This is a genomic window from Streptomyces sp. NPDC058308 (genome assembly GCF_042880275.1).
GTDB lineage: Bacteria > Actinomycetota > Actinomycetes > Streptomycetales > Streptomycetaceae > Streptomyces.
Genome location: NZ_JBHVZA010000006.1, coordinates 234,738 through 252,060 on the forward strand (window position 1 = coordinate 234,738; position 17,323 = coordinate 252,060).

8 protein-coding genes are annotated in these 17,323 nt (G+C 74.3%); 3 read left to right on the forward strand and 5 right to left on the reverse strand.

Annotated features, from left to right (window positions below):
* Positions 1-115 precede the first annotated feature (115 nt).
* The 4 genes from ACFVYL_RS11455 to ACFVYL_RS11470 form a co-directional block, all read right to left on the reverse strand.
* On the reverse strand, positions 116-4,459 hold the full coding sequence (locus tag ACFVYL_RS11455; protein ID WP_389714643.1) for an SAV_2336 N-terminal domain-related protein: 4,344 nt from the start codon (positions 4,457-4,459) through the stop codon (positions 116-118).
* On the reverse strand, positions 4,449-5,525 hold the full coding sequence (locus tag ACFVYL_RS11460; RefSeq protein WP_389714645.1) for an AAA family ATPase: 1,077 nt from the start codon (positions 5,523-5,525) through the stop codon (positions 4,449-4,451). Before ACFVYL_RS11460 ends, ACFVYL_RS11455 begins: the two co-directional genes overlap by 11 nt.
* A 69-nt stretch (positions 5,526-5,594) precedes the next feature.
* Positions 5,595-7,400 carry a trypsin-like peptidase domain-containing protein gene (locus ACFVYL_RS11465; RefSeq protein WP_389714647.1) on the reverse strand — a complete coding sequence of 602 codons (1,806 nt, stop codon included), beginning with the start codon at positions 7,398-7,400 and terminating at the stop codon, positions 5,595-5,597.
* On the reverse strand, positions 7,397-7,828 hold the full coding sequence (locus ACFVYL_RS11470) for a CU044_2847 family protein (RefSeq protein ID WP_389714649.1): 432 nt from the start codon (positions 7,826-7,828) through the stop codon (positions 7,397-7,399). Before ACFVYL_RS11470 ends, ACFVYL_RS11465 begins: the two co-directional genes overlap by 4 nt.
* A gap of 260 nt (positions 7,829-8,088) precedes the next feature.
* On the opposite strand from ACFVYL_RS11470, the gene ACFVYL_RS11475 reads away from it, so the two are divergent.
* Positions 8,089-11,817: a S8 family serine peptidase gene (locus ACFVYL_RS11475; RefSeq protein ID WP_389714651.1), complete on the forward strand. Its 3,729-nt coding sequence runs from the start codon at positions 8,089-8,091 to the stop codon at positions 11,815-11,817.
* A gap of 105 nt (positions 11,818-11,922) precedes the next feature.
* Here ACFVYL_RS11475 and ACFVYL_RS11480 read toward each other — a convergent pair whose 3' ends face one another.
* Complete coding sequence (locus ACFVYL_RS11480; RefSeq protein WP_389714653.1) at positions 11,923-13,374, reverse strand: acyl-CoA synthetase; 1,452 nt, start codon at positions 13,372-13,374, stop codon at positions 11,923-11,925.
* A gap of 256 nt (positions 13,375-13,630) precedes the next feature.
* Between ACFVYL_RS11480 and ACFVYL_RS11485 the strand changes: the two genes are divergently transcribed.
* Positions 13,631-16,066 (forward strand): glycosyltransferase, encoded by a 2,436-nt coding sequence (locus ACFVYL_RS11485; protein WP_389714654.1) that lies wholly within the window; start codon positions 13,631-13,633, stop codon positions 16,064-16,066.
* Entirely contained in the window at positions 16,063-17,319 is a 1,257-nt protein-coding gene (locus ACFVYL_RS11490) for an acyltransferase family protein (RefSeq protein ID WP_389714655.1), read from the forward strand. The genes ACFVYL_RS11485 and ACFVYL_RS11490 overlap by 4 nt, the downstream gene beginning before the upstream one ends.
* The last annotated feature ends 4 nt before the right edge of the window (positions 17,320-17,323 follow it).

Genomic DNA, 17,323 nt, shown 5'->3' on the forward strand with positions numbered 1-17,323 from the left:
GGTCCTGTCTCGCATCGTGCGACGGGTGCGGGCGGCTCGCGCGCTGGACTGAGCCGGGCGGGGTGCCGCCGCACGGGTGGTGTTCCATCCCGGGGGAGGGCCGGGGGAGGGGCTCTCATCCCTCGCGCAGTGTGACCGTCACGTCCGACAGGAGTCCGCGCGTGAAGCGCGCCCCGGCGTCGGTCAGGCGTCGGCGCGCCCCGCCGTCGGCCGCTAGCCCGATGAAGGGGACGCCCAGGCTCCGCGCCGCGGACGCCTCCGCCGCCGACGAGCCGACCATGACGCAGCGGTCCGGGGACGAGCCCAGCTGGTCGAGGGCCCGGCGCAGGCAGTCGGGGTCGGGCATGAGGAGGGTGAGGTCGGGGGTGCGGCCGTGGACGGCGGACGCGGGGACGGGCAGGCCTCTGGCCGCGAGGTAGGCGGTGACGGCGCGCGGGGAGACGTCCGTCGCGACGGCCAGGCGCGGGCCCCCCGGTCCGGCCAGGGCGCGCAGGGCGTCGGGGAGCAGGCCCGCGGGGCCGGGCGGTTTCGCGGTGGCCGCGGCCCGTAGCTCGATCGCTTCGAGGCGGGCGTGCAGCTCCGGGGGGAGCGTGGGGTGCCGCGCGAAGGCGCGCAGGATGTCCAGGGGGTGGATCCGGTCGTCCGCGAGGGAGGCGGTCCCCCCGGCGGGCAGGAGGGGGTCGCCCGACTCGGCCGCGTCGGGGCTGCGCAGCTCGGCGATCAGGGCGGCGAGGGAGCGGGCCGCGTCGCGTGCGGTGCGGCCCGGGTAGAGGTGGGCGAGGGTGCCGTCGAAGCCGAGGATCAGGGAATCGACGGCCCGGAGGAGGTCGCCGGGTCCCGGGGCGGGATCGCCGGGTGGGCGCGCGGTGATGTCGCAGTACCAGTCGTCGGACTGCGGCACCGGCTCGAAGCGGTGGGCCCCCGCCCGGCCGGACTCGTGGAGCCGGTCGTGCAGGTCGCCGGAGACGATGACGACGGCCCGGCTGCTGGTGCGGTCGAAGAGGTGGCTCAGCCAGGAGGGGAACGAGGCCGCGGACACCGTCGGGTCCGCGTCGTGGGTGACGGTGACCCCGAGCCCGAGGACCGGGAATCCGTCGAGCGCGGCGGGCAGTCCGTCGACCGTCGTGAGGAGCACCTGCAGGACGTGGACCTCGGGGGCGACCGTCACGTCCCAGCCGCGCGGGCGCGGCCGCATCTCGAACCGGTCCGGGCCGATGCCGCCGGCGACGAAGAGGTGCGAGACGGCACGGCCCAGTCTCTGCAGGGTGTCCTCGGGGGACTCGGCCGGGCGCGCCAGATACTCGAAGGAGACGGTGGTGGACGTCGGCGGGGGCTCGCCGGGCGTGCTGGACGTCGCGGCGTCGAGGGCGTCGGCGTGGGCGCCGGGGAACCGCTCGTGCGGGGCGAGCCGGTCGTCCTCGACGAGCGACAACTCGGTGAGCAGCTCGTCGAGTTCGGCGGGGTCCTGTTCGGAACCCTCCAGCTCCTTGGTGAGTTCCCACTGCATGTGGAGGAGGGACTGCCGCAGGGCGCGGATGGTGGCGCGGGCTTCCTCCGCCGCCGGGCCAGGGACGTCCTCCAGGGCGTCGCCGTCCCACAGGCTCAGCGCGGAGGCGACGTGGTGCAGCGCCTCGTCGGTGTCTCCCCCGCGGCGGTGCGCCTCCGCGTCGGCGGCCAGCCCCCGGCAGTGGAACAGGTCGACATCGTCGACGTCGTCCGACGTGAGCGGCAGGACGTATCCGTCCCCTGTCGCCGCCACCGAGTCGGGGCCGAGGGTCTCGCGCAGGCGGGCGGCGGACAGGGCCAGCAGGTGCGAGGCATTGGCGGGGGGAGCGTCTCCCCAGATGCCCTCCGCCAGTTCCGCCGCCGTCACGGCGCGCCCCTCCCGGAGCAGCAGCATGCAGAGCATCGCCCTGCCCCTCGGCTCGCCGATGGGCAGGGGCCGGTCGGCCTGTGTGACGCGGAGCGGCCCGAGCAGGGAGTAGGTGCGTTCGTGCATCGAGGGCGAGGCGAGCTGCCTGAGCCGTCCGACGCCGCGGCGGAGCGCGGTCGCGTCGCGGGAGCGCAGGTCACGCAGAGCCGACATCAGGGTGTCGGCGGCCTGTTCGCTCAGGGTGTACGCGTGCTGGGGCCGCGCGGGCCCGGGGCCGGTGCTCCGGCGGGACTCGGGCTGCCAGGGATCGTCGAACGAGACGCCCTCCGTCGGCTCGTACATCTCGCGGACGAGACGGCCGAGCGCGTGGAGTTCGCCCGCGCGGACCGCTTCACCGAACGGGGTGAGCGTGAAGCCGCACAGCACCGGGCCGCCGGGTGAGACCCGCACGCTGGCGGGGGAGAGGTCGCCGTGGACCATCCCTTCGGCGTGCAGGGCGGTGACCGCGTCGGCCAGCTGCGGCACGAGTTCCATCAGGCGGTCGGCGGGCAGTCCCCACGGGTGGTCGAGGATCAGCTCCGCCAGGCTCGGCCCCTCGATGAACTCCACGGCCAGGTAGGGGACACGGCGGTGGAAGCCGTAGTCGTGCACGGCCGCCACGTTCGGGTGCCGGAAGCGGGAGAGCCGCCGCGCCGCGTGGACGAAGTCGAGGCGCAGCCACCGGGGAGCCCGCAGGAAGCGCTGCACCACGACGGTCCGCTGCTCGTCGCGCAGGTCCTCGGCCCGCCAGACGCTCCCGCTCAGCCCGATCTGCCCCAGGCCGCGGTAACGGCCGTCGATCAGCGGACCGCGGCCCGGCTCCTCGGTTTGCGGGAGGCTGTCGGGTGCTTCGGTCTGCGGAAGACTGTCAGGTGGCTCGGTCTGCGGGGCGCGGCCCGGTGCTCCCAACTGCCGTACGGTGTCCGGCGCGACGGTCGCGAATGGTTCCCCCGCGAATCCCTGAGTCCCGTCCCCGGCCCCGGCGTCCCGCCCCAGGCCCGGCACGCTCGCCATCGCCCGCAGCTCCCCGGGTGTCACCCCCGCCCGGTCGTCGATCAACTCGCCGGTTCGGGCGAGGAGTTCGCGCGTACGTACCCGCGCGGTGCGCGGCAAGGTGCGCAGCAGCACCTCGCGTACGCCGTCACGGTACGCGTAGGAGCCCGGCGCCGCGGCGGGCACCTCGGTCAGCATGCCGCTGAGGATCACCTCCGCCAGGTGCTGCGGGCGCGGCCGTTCCTCCACGGCGGCCTGGACCAGGCGCATGACCGGCAGCCGGGGTTCGCCGACGGCCAGGTGGCCCGCGAGGCGGAAGGCCTCGGGGGAGGCCGTGGAGCGGAAGCGCAGGACGAGTTCTTCGGGGGAGAGCCGCGTGATGTCCTCGGCGGAGGTCGCCTCGGTGGCGGATTCCTCGTCCGGATGGGCCGGGGCGGGGGGCGGGCCGTTTCCCAACCACCCGACCGATGCGGGCAGTTCGACGCCGCTGCCGTCCGCGACCAGGGACGCCCAGTGGGCGAGCCAGGCCGGTGCCGGTTCCAGGACGGGTACCGGCAGGGCGCCGGGCGGCGACGGCTCGGCCGTGTACGGGGTGAAGGTGAGGGCGCCGGAGGGGGCTGCCGGGTGCGGGGCGGTGAGGGAGCCCGGGGTCGTGGGCAGCGCCGTGGTGCGCCAGAGGCGCTCCGGGAGCGGCTGGATCACGGCCAGAGGCATCCGTGCCGCCCACCGGCGCAGGGTGCGGTACCAGCGGGTGCCCGCCGGGCCCTGCCGCCACTGCGGGCCCATGCAGTCGCTGACGAGGAGGGTGACCGTGCGGCCGGTGGCGGGCGCGGCGGCCGCGCGGGGCGGGACCGTGCCGTCGGGGGCCGCGCGGTGGAGCTCGACCGTGCGGAAGATGCCGGACTGGGCGAGCGCCGTGTGGAGTTCGTGGACCAGCGGGTGCCAGACCGGCATGGTCGGACCGGCGTCGCACACCAGGGACAGCCGCAGCCAGCGCTCCTGTGCCGGGCGCAGCACCGGCAGCCAGCCCCAGGGGTGCCCGCCGATGCGGGCGATGCGGTGTGCGGTGGCCTCCTCGTCGATGACGTGGCCGACGGGGGAGGGGACGCGGCGCTTGAGCGGGCGCAGGGCGCGTTGCAGGGCGAGGGGGTGCGTGATCATCGGGGGGACTGGCACGCGCAGAGCGGTGTGACGGGTCTGCGGACGAGGCGGACGAGGCGGACGAGGCGTGCGGGGCGTGTCGGGGGCGGGCGGGGCGCCCGCGTCGTCCGGTGCGCCTGCGTCGGCCCCGGGCGCGGGCAGGTGGAGCGGCACCCGGTCGTCCGATGGGGCGGGAAGCCGGGGTGCGGCAGGGGGCGCCGTCGGCGGGGCGCCGGGTGACGGCGGTACGTCCCCGGGGGCGCTCGCCGTGGCCTTCGGGGCTCCCTTCTGCGCCGCGAGCCACAGCAGTTCGGCGAGTTCCACGGGGGTGGGCGGGGTGCCGTCGGCCGCCTGGGCCAGCACGTCGGACAGGCGGGCCAGCGGGCCCGGGCGCCGGGGAGCGTCAGAGTTCATCGGGCCCCGGATCCGCCGACTGCGTGAGGTAGGGCATCAGCTGCTGGGCGAGCTCGTCGCGGGACGCGGCGTCGATGCCCGCGGCGCCGGTCAGGTAGATGGCGTTGAGGAGTTGGTCCGTGGCGAGCTCGCCACCGGTGCCGCGCTCCAGGAAGCGGGTGATGAGGCCGCGGGCGTAGGCGTCGGGCTCGCCGAGGTGGGCGCGGACGATCTCCTCCAGGTGCTCGTCGCGCGGCTGGCGCAGCCGCAGGGTGACGCAGCGGCGCAGGAAGGCGGGCGGGAACTCGCGTTCGCCGTTGCTGGTCAGGACGACGAAGGGGAAGGCGCGGCAGCGCACCCGGCCGCGTACGACGGTGACCGGATCCTCGGAGCCGTCGGCCAGCAGGTCGGCCCGCGGGGTGTGCTTGGCGATCCGTACCAGCTCGGGGATCTCGTACTGGCCCTCCTCCAGGATGTTCAGGAGGTCGTTGGGGAGGTCGAGGTCGCTCTTGTCGATCTCGTCGATGAGGAGGGCGCGGGGGCGGGCGTAGGGGAGGAGCGCGGTGCCCAGCGGGCCGAGGCGCAGATGGTCCTCGACGCCCGCGCTGTCGGCCGGCCGGCCGTCCGGGTCCGCCCGCGTGCCGCCGTCCGTCCGGTCCCCCGTCCCGCCGCCGGGCCGCCCGGACCGGGCCGCGCGCCCCGCCGCGTACAGCCGGGAGAGCGGGTCGTACTGGTAGAGCCCGTCGTGCAGCGTGCTGCGGCTCGTGATGTTCCAGCGCAGGACGGGGCCGAGGCCCAGCTCCCTGGCCACCGCGTACGTGAGGCTCGACTTGCCGCTGCCGGGCGGGCCCGTCACGAGGAGGGGGCGCCGCAGGTACAGGGCGGCGTTGACCAGTTGTACGCAGCTCTCGGTGGCCCGGTACGTCTGGGCCCGGTGCCTGCGGTCCGGTGAGGTCGCGGAGCCGTCGTCCTCGGGGACGGGGAGGACCGGGCCGCCGTCGAAGGCGCGCCAGGGCGGCGGCGGGGGCAGCTCGGTGATGCCGTCGTGGGGCTCGTTCGTGCCGGTGTAGACGGGCCACAGGGACATGATCCGGGTTTCTCCGTAAGGGCTCGGGCGGCGCGGGTCATCGGGAGGGCGCGGCGTCAGGGGGGCGGGTCACGCGACGGGTGAGTGCAGAGGGGCGAGGGGCGGTCCGGGCAGGCAGCGGGGGTCGTCCCAGAGGAGCTGTACGTCCCTGGCCCAGTGTGCGTCCGGGTCGTCCGCGGCGTCGGCCGCCTCCCGCAACGCCAGGATCACGCGCGGGAGTTCGGCCAGTGACAGGCCCTCGACGTGTGCGGCGGCGCGGTCCAGGAACGCGGATCCGGCGCAGTCGCCGCTACCGGTGCCCCCGCGGGTACCGCTGCCGGCCGTGCTGACGGAGGCGTCCGGTCCGCCCGTTGCCCCACCCGTGCCGCCCGCGTCGTCCCGCACGTGCGCGGCGCAGCCCGAGCGCGGCCACAGCACCACGGGCACCGGCGCGTTCAGCGTCGCGTCGAAGTGCGCGCCGACCCTGGCCTCCCGCGGCGGGAGCGTGAAGCCCGCCAGGTCGGCGTCGTCCTGGCGCAGCCGGAACCTGAGCCGGTTCGGCTTCTCCTGGGTGGCGCACTCGACGCGGTACAGCGGCGCCGCGGGTCTGCCGTCGACGTTCTGCCATTTGCGGGCCAGCTGGTGGCGGAGCCCTCCCGTGCGCCGCGCGCGGTCGGCGACGACCAGCGGGTACGAGCAGCCGAGCGGGGTCGGATCGTCGGCGCCGCGCCCCCACTGGGCCACCGGCATGTTGAGCAGCGTCCGGGGCAGCACGAAGGCCAGCAACTCCTCGGCGTCCGGCGCGAGATGGGAGAAGGCGTCGTCGACGCGTGCCCGGACGTAGGCGGGCACCCGGTCGCGCGCCAGGGTGTGCGAGGCGACGGGGTGGCGGTGGCCGTCGCGGCAGGCGGACACCTCGACGAGGACCTGGTCGCCGCCCGCGCCGCTGTGGTCGATCTCGACGAGGATCGGCGACCAGGCGGGCGGCGGTCCGCCGGGGGACGGGGAGCGGGACGGTGCGGGTGCGGCGGGCGTGGCGGGCGCTTCGAGGAGGTCGGCCAGGCGGTCGGTGAGCCGGGCCGTCGCGGCCGGGTCCTCGACCTCCGAAAGGAGGTACCAGGCCGCCGCCCAGAGCGAGGCGAAGCCCTCCGGCGGCACGGGCGGGCCGAGCGGTCCCACGGCGTCGCGGTACAGCCGTTCCGGGTCGGGCGCGCCACCGCCACCGGCACCGTCGGCGACGACCCTGTCCACCAGCGCACGTAACCGCTCCTTCGCCGCCCGCCGGTGGCCGGGGGTGGGGACGAGGTCGCCGAGCGGCGGCCAGTAGCGGGCCATCACGGAGGCGGGGAGCATCCTGCCGTTGCGGACGCCGGAACCGCCCGCGGCCGCCGACACCATGCCCACGACCCGGCCGGAGTCGGCGAGCGTCACCGCGGCCCCGCTGAACCCCGGTGCCAGCGGCTGCCCGTGGGCGCTCCACGCCTCCAGCTGGACCCATTCGCCGGCGATCAACTGGGCGGCCGTGGCGCGGTACTCGGCGAGCGTGCCCTCGTCGTACCCCTCGGGGAACCCGTAGGCGAGAAGCCGGGGCCGGGGGTGGTCGTAGGCGTCCCCGGGCAGGGCGAACTCGGCAGGGGCGACCCGTACGGGGCGTTCCAGTTCGAGGACGGCGAGGTCACCGGCGTCGTCGTGGCGGCCGCTCCAGCCGCCGTGGGCGCACACCGTGGCCGCAACCGTGCCGAGCGCCTTGTGGTGCGGGAAGGAGACGGCGATCTCGCGGGCGCCGCCGTCGCGGACGACGTGCGCGCAGGTGAGCAGGTGCCGCTCGGAGACCAGGAACCCCGCGCCCGTCTCGCGGCCGCAGTCGATCCGGGCGTGCCAGGACGCACTGCTCATGAGGTGGCGGCGGGCTCCGGCGACGGCGCACGGGTCGTCGCCGCGGACGTGGCGGCGGGCTCCGGGGACGGCCCGGCCGGGGCGGCGACCGCCTGCTCCCCGATCCCGGACCCGGCCCGCGGGGACGCGTCGGGCGACCAGGAGAGGCGGACCACGAGGTGGCCCTCGGCCTGCCCCTTCACGATCACGGCTCCGGTCTCCGCCGACATCCGCACCCCGAACTCGATCTCGACCGAGTCGGGCCGCAGGCTGCCGTCGCGGAACACGCGCAGCGCGGACGCGGCGGCCGCCCGTGCGCCGTCGAGCGAGGCCTCGAACGTACGGGCCGCCAGGGCGGGTCCTTCGCCGCGCGAGACGAGGCGGGAGCCGGACCCCTCGTCCACATCCGCGACGACGACCCGCGCGCCGTCGTCGGTCGTGAACTCCACCAAGCCATCCATGTGACGCCCCCGTTGAACTGTGTCGATGTCCCGCGTCTGCCAACGGCATTGTTGCGGACCGCCCTCGGCCCTGTCATCCGTGTCCGAGCTCCGGCGGCCCCGGGACGCGGCGGCGCGCCCCTGGCGGGAAGGTGCCCTGGCGGATTTCCGCCACGTACGGCCAACTCCCGTGCACCACTGGGGACTCGACACTCTTTGCAGCACTCGGGCACCACCCCCGCCCGGGTCCGACGTAGAGAGGCAGCCCCATGACCAGAGCTCCCGCGCGGCGAAGAGCGCCGCTCGTGGCCGCCGCCGGTCTCGCGTTCGCCCTGCTTCCCGCCGGGCAGTACGCCACCGCCGACGCGAGCCCGGACGGATCGGCGGCGCCGGCGGCCCCGGCCACCCGCACCGCGCGTGCCGCCCGGACCGTCACCCTGATCACCGGGGACGAGGTCACCGTCCACCGGCTCCCCGGAGGCAAGCAGTCCGTCACCGTCGAGCGGCCCGCCGGGGCGAGCGGCGCGGTGCGCAGCCGGATCTCGGACGGGCACGTCACCGTCGTACCGGACGAGGCGCGGCCGTATCTGCGCGCGGGCACCCTCGACGAGCGGCTGTTCGACGTGACGGAGCTGATACGGCAGGGCCTCGGCACTCCCGCAGCGGGCGGGACAGGGGGGAAGGCCAAGGGAGCGGGCGTGGCGCTGCCGCTCATCGTCACCTACGACAAGGGCGCGGGCCGCGCGGCGCGCGAGCTGCCGCGCGGCGCGCGGAAGGTGCGCCCGCTGCCCAGCGTGGGCGGCGCTGCCGTGCGCGCCGAGAAGCCGGGCGCGCTCTGGCGGTTGGTGCGGGACAAGGCGTCCGGCATCGACACGGTGTGGCTCGACGGGCGCGTCGAGGCCGACATGGCGCAGAGCAACGCGCAGATCGGCACCCCAAAGGCGTGGGAGGCCGGGCTCACGGGGAAGGGCGTGAAGGTCGCGGTCCTCGACACGGGCGTCGACACCGGGCACCCCGACCTCAAGGACCGCGTCAGCGAGACCAAGAGCTTCATCCCCGGCGAGGAGGTCGCCGACCGCAACGGCCACGGCACCCACGTCACATCGACCGTGGGCGGCAGCGGCGCCGCGTCCGAGGGGAACAAGGAGAGGGGTGTGGCGCCCGGCGCCACGCTCGCCGTCGGCAAGGTGCTCAGCAACGAGGGCTTCGGCAGCGAGTCGGAGATCATCGCGGGCATGGAGTGGGCCGCCAAGGACGTCGACGCCAAGGTCGTGTCGATGAGCCTCGGCTCGCAGGAGGCCAGCGACGGCACCGACCCGATGGCCGCCGCCGTGAACTCCCTGACCAGGGAGACCGGCGCCCTCTTCGTCATAGCGGCGGGCAACACCGGCGCGCCCTCCTCCATCGGTTCGCCCGGCGCCGCCGACTCCGCGCTGACCGTCGGCGCCGTCGACTCCGCCGACGAGGCCGCGTACTTCACCAGCCGGGGGCCGCGCGCCGGCGACCACGCACTCAAGCCCGACCTGTCGGCACCCGGCGTCGGCATCCTCGCCGCCCGCTCCCAACTGGCCGACGGCGCAGGCCTCTACACCGAGATGAGCGGTACGTCGATGGCGACCCCGCACGTCGCGGGCGTCGCCGCACTGCTCGCCGAGAAGCACCCCGACTGGACGCCCGCGCGGCTCAAGGACGCGCTGATGTCCACGTCCGAGCAGCTCGACTCGCCCGTCTACGAGTTGGGCGCGGGGCGGGTCAGTGTGCCCGGCGCGACCGGGGCGCAGGTCACCGCGAGCGGCAGCGTCGACTTCGGCTTCTACGGCTGGCCCTACGACGCCAACAAGCCGGTCACCAAGACCCTCACCTACACCAACTCATCGGATAAAGCAGTTGAGTTGAGCCTGTCGGCGCAGGGCGCCGCCGACGGTGTGGCAGTCCTCGCCGACTCCACCCTCACCGTCCCCGCCCACGGCGCCGCGTCGACCACCGTCACCGGTGACGGCGCGAAGGCGCCCGTGGGGAACACCGGCGGCCAAGTCGTCGCGAGCGTCGGCGGCAAGGAGGTCGCGCACACCGCGTTCGGCCTGGTCAAGGAGGAGGAGCGGTACACGCTCACCGTCCACGCCAAGGACCGCGACGGCGCCGCGACCGCGGCCGACCTGGTGGTGCAGCACCTGGTGAAGGACACCGACCCCGTCCAGGCGGCCGTCGGTGCGTCCGGCACGCTGAAGCTGCGCCTGAAGCCGGGCACGTACGCCCTCACGTCCTTCCTCGACGTGCGCGGCGCCAAGGGCAAGGACTCCCTCGGTCTCGGCTTCCTCGCCGCCCCGCAGATCAAGCTCGACCGCGACCGGGAAGTCACGCTGGACGGGCGTGAGTTGCGGGAGATCAGGGCCGAGGTCGACCGGCGCACCGAGACCCGCCAGCTGCTCATGGAGTACGACAGGAAGGCAGGCGGCGCCGACCTGATGGGCGCCGTCCAGGTGCCCGTGAAGTACGACAGCATCTTCGCCGCACCCACCGAGAGGGTCACCGAGGGCAGCTTCGAGTACCGCACCGTCTGGCGCCTGGGCAAGCCCCTTGTGGACGTGAGGGGCGTGCGAGAGGCGGTGGCCCAGCCCGGCGGGACGCTCGCGCAGGGGCGCCACAAGTGGGCCCTGGTGGACGCGGGTGACGGTACCCCGGCCGCGTACGAGGGCAAGGACGTGCGCGGCAAGGCGGTCGTCGTACGGCACACGGCGGGCGTCACTCCGGCGGAGCTCGGGCAGACCGCGCAGGACGCGGGCGCGGAGGCGCTGTTCGTCACCGACGACCGGCCGGGCCGCCTCAACGCCTGGTTCGGCACCGACGACAACGGCGACCGGCCGCTGCAGATCGCCACGGTCGACGCGGCGGACGGCGCCCGGCTCGTCGCGGCGGCGAAGGCGGGCAGGAAGGCCGAGAGCACCGGCACGCTCAACACCCCGTACGTGTACGACCTCTCCGAGGGGCACAAGGGTGCCGTTCCCAGGGACCTGACCTACGAGCCGACGAAGCGTGAACTTGCCGTCCTGGACAGCGCGTTCCATGCGGTGAAGCCCGCTGCGGGCGGGGAGTTCCGGTACTCGGTCACCGACACCTTTCCCGTCGGCCTCGGCTTCCAGGAGAAGATCGACTACCCGGCCGAGCGCACGGAGTACGTGTCCACGGGGGCGGGTCAGAAGTGGCACGAGTCCGTGTCCACCGGGCCCGGCGCCCTGGAGGAGCGGAGCGGACTCGTCACGTACGAGGGCGGCAAGCACGCCGGACTCGACTGGTTCAAGCCCGTGCTGCATCCCTGGCTCGGCACCGGGCTCGGCTGGGGTCAGACCCGTACCGGCAACGACCTGGAGTTCAACGTGCCCGGCTGGGGCGACTCGGGACCCGACCACACCGGCTTCGGCGACGTGTGGAACGAGGACTCGATGACGCAGGTCAGCGAGGTGTTCGTGGACGGGGTGAGCGCCGACCGGCGCAAGAGTTCGGGCGTGTACGTGTGGGATGCGGATCCGGCCGAGCACACGTACAAGATCGTGACCGATACGACGCTGTCACCGCAGCGGTGGGTGCTCGCGACGAAGGGACACGCGGAGTGGACCTTCCGGTCGAAGGAGACGGCCGCGGACAGGAAGACCTTCCTGCCGCTCCTCAACCTCGGCTTCGATGTGGATACGTCGCTGGCGGGGGAGGTCGGAGGTGGACGGTCCGTGTCCGTCGGGATCTTCGCCGAGTACGTCGAGGGGGCGCCGGATGCCGGTGTCATCGGGGGCGGCGAGCTCTCTGTGTCGTACGACGAGGGCGAGTCCTGGAAGGCGGTTCCGCTGGAGCGGGATTCGCTGGAGCGGGGCGGCGAGAAGGCGGTCTGGGACGGCAGGTTGAAGGTCCCCGGGGGCGCCGAGTCCGTGTCGTTGCGGGCGTCGGCCAGGGATGACCGGGGCGGGGTCGTGACGCAGGAGGTCATTCGGGCGGTGGGGGTGCGGTAGGGGGCCGGGGGCCGGGGGCCTCGCGGGTCCCCTGCGAGATGTCCTCGATCGCCGGACGGGCTGATATGTCAGCCCGTCCGGCGGGTCTGCCTCAAAAACAGGCTCTCAAGGTTGCGGCAGCGCCCTCTTCATGATCTTTCCCATGTCGTTGCGCGGCAGCGCCGCCAGATACCGCACCACCCTCGGCCGCTTGTGCGGCGCCAGGCGCGCCGCCACATGGTCCGCCAACTCCGCCTCCGACGGCGGGACTTCCGCGTCCTCCGGGACGATCCACGCCACGATCCGCTCGCCCAGGTCCGGATCCGGCTCCCCGGTGACCGCGGCCTCCCGCACCCCCGCGTGCTCCAGGAGCGCGTTCTCGATCTCGCCCGCGCCGATCTTGTAACCGCCGCTCTTGATGAGGTCGGTGGCCTTGCGGCCGACGATGCGGACGTAGCCGTCGGGGTCGCGTACCGCCATGTCGCCGGTGCGGAACCAGCCGCCCGCCGCGAACGCCTGGGCCGTCGCGTCGGGGCGGTTCAGGTACTCGGTGAAGAGGTTGGGGCCGCGCACCTGGATCTCGCCGACCGCCTCGGGGTCCTCCGCCGGCAGCCCCTCGCCCGCCTCGCCGACCAGGCGCAGCTCGACGCCGGGGAGGGGTACGCCGACCGTGCCCGCGCGCGGTTCGCCGTCCGCGCGGACGCTCGTGTTCATGAGCGTCTCCGTCATGCCGTACCGCTCGATGACGTGGCGGCCCGTGGCGCCCGTGATCCGCTCGTGGTCGTGCACCGGCAGCGCAGCCGAACCGGACACCAGGAGCCGCGCGCCGGCCAGCGCCTTCGCCAACTCCGCATCGCCGGGCAGTGCTTCGGCGATGCGGTGGTGCATCGTGGGCACGCCGAACAGCATCGTCGCGCCCGAGCCGAGTTCGCGCGTCACGCCCTCCGTGCTGAAGCGGCCGAGGTGCCGTACGGAGCCGCCGCGCCGCAGCGGGCCGAGGACGCCGAGGATCAGGCCGTGCACGTGGAAGAGCGGCAGGCCGTGCACGAGGACGTCGTCGCCGGTCCACTGCCAGGCGTCCGCGAGCGCGTCGAGGGTCGAGGTGATCGCGCGGCGCGGCAGGACGACACCCTTGGGCGGGCCCGTGGTGCCGGAGGTGTAGACGATCAGGGCGGGGGTCTCGGGGTCCGGCTCCGCGGGGAGGTCTGCCGGGTGGTCCTGGCCGTCCTGGCGCACCTCGACGTCGTGGCGCGCCGGACCCGCGAGCGCGGGTGGCAGCTGGGCCCCCGGCTCGGCGAGGACCAGCGACGGTGCGCTGTCGGCGAGGATGTGCGTCAGTTCGGAGTCGCCCGACTTCGGGTTGAGCGGCACCGCCGGTACTCCGGCGAGCAGTGCGGCGACCACGGCGACGGCGGTCTCCAGCGACGGGGTGGCCCAGACGGCGACCCGTCCCGCGCCGTCCAGCCGGGCTGCCAACGCGCCTGCGTTCGCCGCTAGTCCGGCATACGAGAGGGAGCGGTCGCCGAAGCGCAGTGCCTCGCCGCGCGGGGCGGTCAGGGCCGGGAAGAGGGGATCCACGTGTCGTAACTCCTCGAATTCTGCTCGTCGTCCGTGTGCTGTCCGTGTGACTGTTCTGTCTGTTCGGTCTGCGCGCCCGGTGCAGAGCCTGTGCAGTCTCTGCACCGGCGCGTAATGAGAGCGTTACGCCGCTGAAGGTGCGGTGTCACAGTGATCGCTGAGGCTGATGTGACCCATTGGCCCACCTTCCCTCACCTACGAACACCTCGGAAATCCGGTCCTCCCCCCACAATCCGAACAGGATGGGACCACCTTCATGTCTGATGTCCTGAGGCGTCCCGACGCCTCCCCACCGGTGCTCATACCGCACCAGTCCACCACCTCCGACTCCGCGCCGCCGGGCCACCCCCACGTGCTCGCGGTCGGCGCCCCGGGACCCGGCCGGGAACAGCTCACCCGCACCCTGCGCCTCACCGGCCACGAGGTCACGCACGCCGTCCCCGGCGACGTCCGCCGTCAGGTCCGGCTGGCGCCGCCCGACGCGATCGTCGCCCTCGACGGCGGGCCCGACGGCCGCAGTCAGGGCCGCGACGTGATCAGGGAGGTGCGCGCCGACCCGGCGGGCCAGGCGCTGCCGCTGGTCATGGTCACCGCGGAGCGCGCCCCCGCGACGGTCGCCGAACTGCTGCGGTACGGCGCCGACGACTGCGTGTCGGAGGCGTTCGACCCGGACGAGCTGTCCGCCCGCATCGCGGCCAAGCTGCACCGGGTCCCCGTCCCCGTCGAGCAGTTGCTGCTCGACCCGCGCACCGGCCTGTACTCGGCGCCGCACTTCATGGCCGAGCTCGACCGGGAACTGCAGCGGCCCGCGGCCGCCCGGCGCGGCGGCATCCTCGCCGTGGTCCGGGTCGCCGAGACGGAGGCCCTGGAGACCCGGCTCGGCCCGCGCGTGCGGCGCGAGGTCGCGGAGCGGCTCGCCCAGGTCGGCGAGCGTCTCGGCAACGTCTGCGACCGGCTCGGCTGGGACGACGAAGGGCGCCTCCTCGTCCTGATGCCGGGCGTCGACGAGGAGACGGCCACCGCGAGCCTGCGGGAGTTCGCCGTCTCCGTGGCCGGCACCCCGTTCGTCGTCGCGGACGAGAACGTCCGGCTCACCCCGGCCGTCGGCTGGGCCCCGCTGTCCGCCTGCACCGGCAAGGGCGCGAGCGCACAGGCCGCCGAACAGGCCAGGGACGCCGCGGAGGAGGCCCTGCGCCACCGCGATCTGCGGCCCGTCCGCTACGAACCGTGGATGCGGGCCACCGCCGCGCACAGCCACCGCCGCGCCCGGCCCGGCCCGCGCGCCCTGCTCGCCGCGGTGACGCCGCTGCTCTCGCCGGTCCTGATGGCGGCGCTCGGCGTGGGCGTGCCGTTCCTGCTCTACCAACAGGCGTACGCGGCGGGCTGGGACGCCGCGGCCGTCGCGTACTGGGTGGTGGTCGCGGGCCTGGTGACCTCCGCCCTGCTCATCGTCCTGGAGTGCCTCTTCTCGCTCGACGCGAAGCCGCGTCCGGCCGCGCCAGGACGGCCCTACCCGGTGGCGAGCGCGGTCATCGCGGCGTACCTGCCGAACGAGGCGGCGACGATCGTCGACACCGTCGAGTCGTTCCTGCGCCTGGACTATCCCAACGAGGTCGAGATCGTCCTCGCGTACAACACCCCGCACCCGCTGCCCGTCGAGGAGACGCTGCGGGAGATCGCGCGGCGCGATCCGCGTCTGGTGCTGCTCCCGGTGCCGGGCAGCACGTCCAAGGCGCAGAACCTCAACGCGGCGGTGACGCGGGTGCGCGGCGAGTTCGTCGGCATCTTCGACGCGGACCACCATCCGGCGCCGGACGCGTTCCGGCACGCCTGGGACTGGCTGTCCCACGGCTACGACGTGGTGCAGGGCCACTGCGTCATACGCAACGGCGAGAGCTCCTGGGTCGCCGAGCTGGTGGCCGTCGAGTTCGAGGCGATCTACGCGGTCAGCCACCCCGGCCGCACCCGGCTCTACGGCTTCGGCGTCTTCGGCGGCTCCAACGGCTTCTGGCGCACCGACCTGCTCGCCCGTACGCGGATGCACGGCTCGATGCTGACCGAGGACATCGACTCCACCATGCGGGCCCTGAGTGAAGGCGCGCGCATCGCCATGGACCGCACGCTCGTCTCGCGCGAGCTCGCCCCGACGCTCCTGAAGCCGCTGTGGAACCAGCGCTCGCGCTGGGCGCAGGGCTGGCTCCAGGTCTCGCTCAGGCACCTGTGGCGGGGCCTGCGTTCGCCGGTCTTCACGCGGCGCCAGAAAGCGGGCCTTTTCGTGCTGCTCGGCTGGCGCGAGGTCCAGCCGTGGCTGACGCTGCAGATCCTGCCCATCCTGCTGCACGCGGCCTTTCGCGCGGGCGGCGCCGACCGCCTCGACTGGGCGGTGCCCGTCTGCGTCGTCGCGGCGGCCGTCACGATGTCGGCGGGTCTGGTGCAGGCCGCGTTCGCCTGGCGGCTCGCGGTGCCCGAACTGCGCCGCCGCAAGGCCTGGTTCTGGCGCTATCTGTTCGTGACGACGTTCTTCTACACCCACTTCAAGAACACGGTGGCGCGGGCCGCCCACCTGAAGGAGGCGCTCGGCGACCGGCAGTGGCGGGTGACGCCGCGCGCCGCGACCGCCGAACCGCCCACCGTCGCTGCCGCTGCCGCCGTCGCGGTCGCCGAGCCGCCCGGGGCCGGAGGGGGTTCATGACCTCGCTCATCGCTCCCGAGACCACGGCGCCGCCCCGGGCCCCGGAGCACCGGGAGCCGCCGACCCGCGGCCGCGCGCTGGAACTCCAGGGCTTCCGCGGCCTTGCCGCGCTCAGCACGGTGGTCTTCCACGTCTGGCAGCAGTACTACACGTACGACGCGGCGGGCGCGCATCCGCCGGTCGACAGCCCGTACGTCGGGGCGCTGCTCTCCCTCGAAGTGATCGACCTCTTCTTCGTGATGTCGGCGTACCTCCTCACGCTGTCGTACGCGCGGGCGGCCATCGACGGCGAGGAGGGCTCGGTCAGGCCCGGCAGGGTCTTCCTCTTCCGGCGCGCGATCCGCATCCTGCCGCTGTACTTCCTCGCGGTTCTGCTCGTCTGGTCGACGCGCAATCCGACGCTGCCGGGGGACTGGCGGGACCTGGTCGAACACCTCACGTTCACCCATGTCCTCGACCGTGAGCGGATCTTCTACACGCTCGGCCCGACCTGGTCGCTCTCCCTGGAGGTCGCCTTCTACCTGGTGCTCGTGGCCCTCGGGCCGCTCGCGGTGCGGGCCTGCCGCGGGCTGCGCACCCGGCGGGCCCGGGTGGCGCTGTGCGCGTCGGGCTGCGCGGTCCTCTTCGCCCTGCCGCTCGGCTGGATCTCCTGGGCGCATTACGTCCTGGACGTGCCGCACACCGACTGGCCGGTGTACTTCGGTCCGCAGGCCCGCTTCGGCGGCTTCGCGGCGGGCATGGCCCTCGCGGTCCTGCTCACGGCGCTCGGCGACGACCGGGGCAGGCTGCGGGCCCGCTGGTCGACCGCCCTGTCGGTCGTTTCCCTGGCGGGCCTGCTGACCCTGTCGTACCTCTGCGCCCCGGAGAATGCCGCGCAGACCTTCTACCACCCGATCGCCGCCGTGCTGTGGTCCGCGCTGCTGTACGCGACGCTGCACGTCCGGCACCGGGAGCGGCAACGGGTGCGCTGGCACGGCCTGTTGAGGGCCCGCTGGGTCACGGCGGTGGGGCTGGTCAGCTACAGCCTCTACATCTGGCACGAGCCGGTGATGCTCCAGCTCGGCAAGTCCGGCCTGCTGCCGTCGGCGCAGGCGGGCTTCCCGGTCGCGGTGCTCGTCGTGGTCCTGGTGGCCCTGGCGGTCGGCGCGGCGAGCTACTGGTGCGTGGAGTACCCGGCGAGCCTGCTCGGCAGGGCGAAGGACGGCACGGGCGGGGCCCGGGAGTTCTACCCGGAGACCACCACGACCCGCTGAGAGC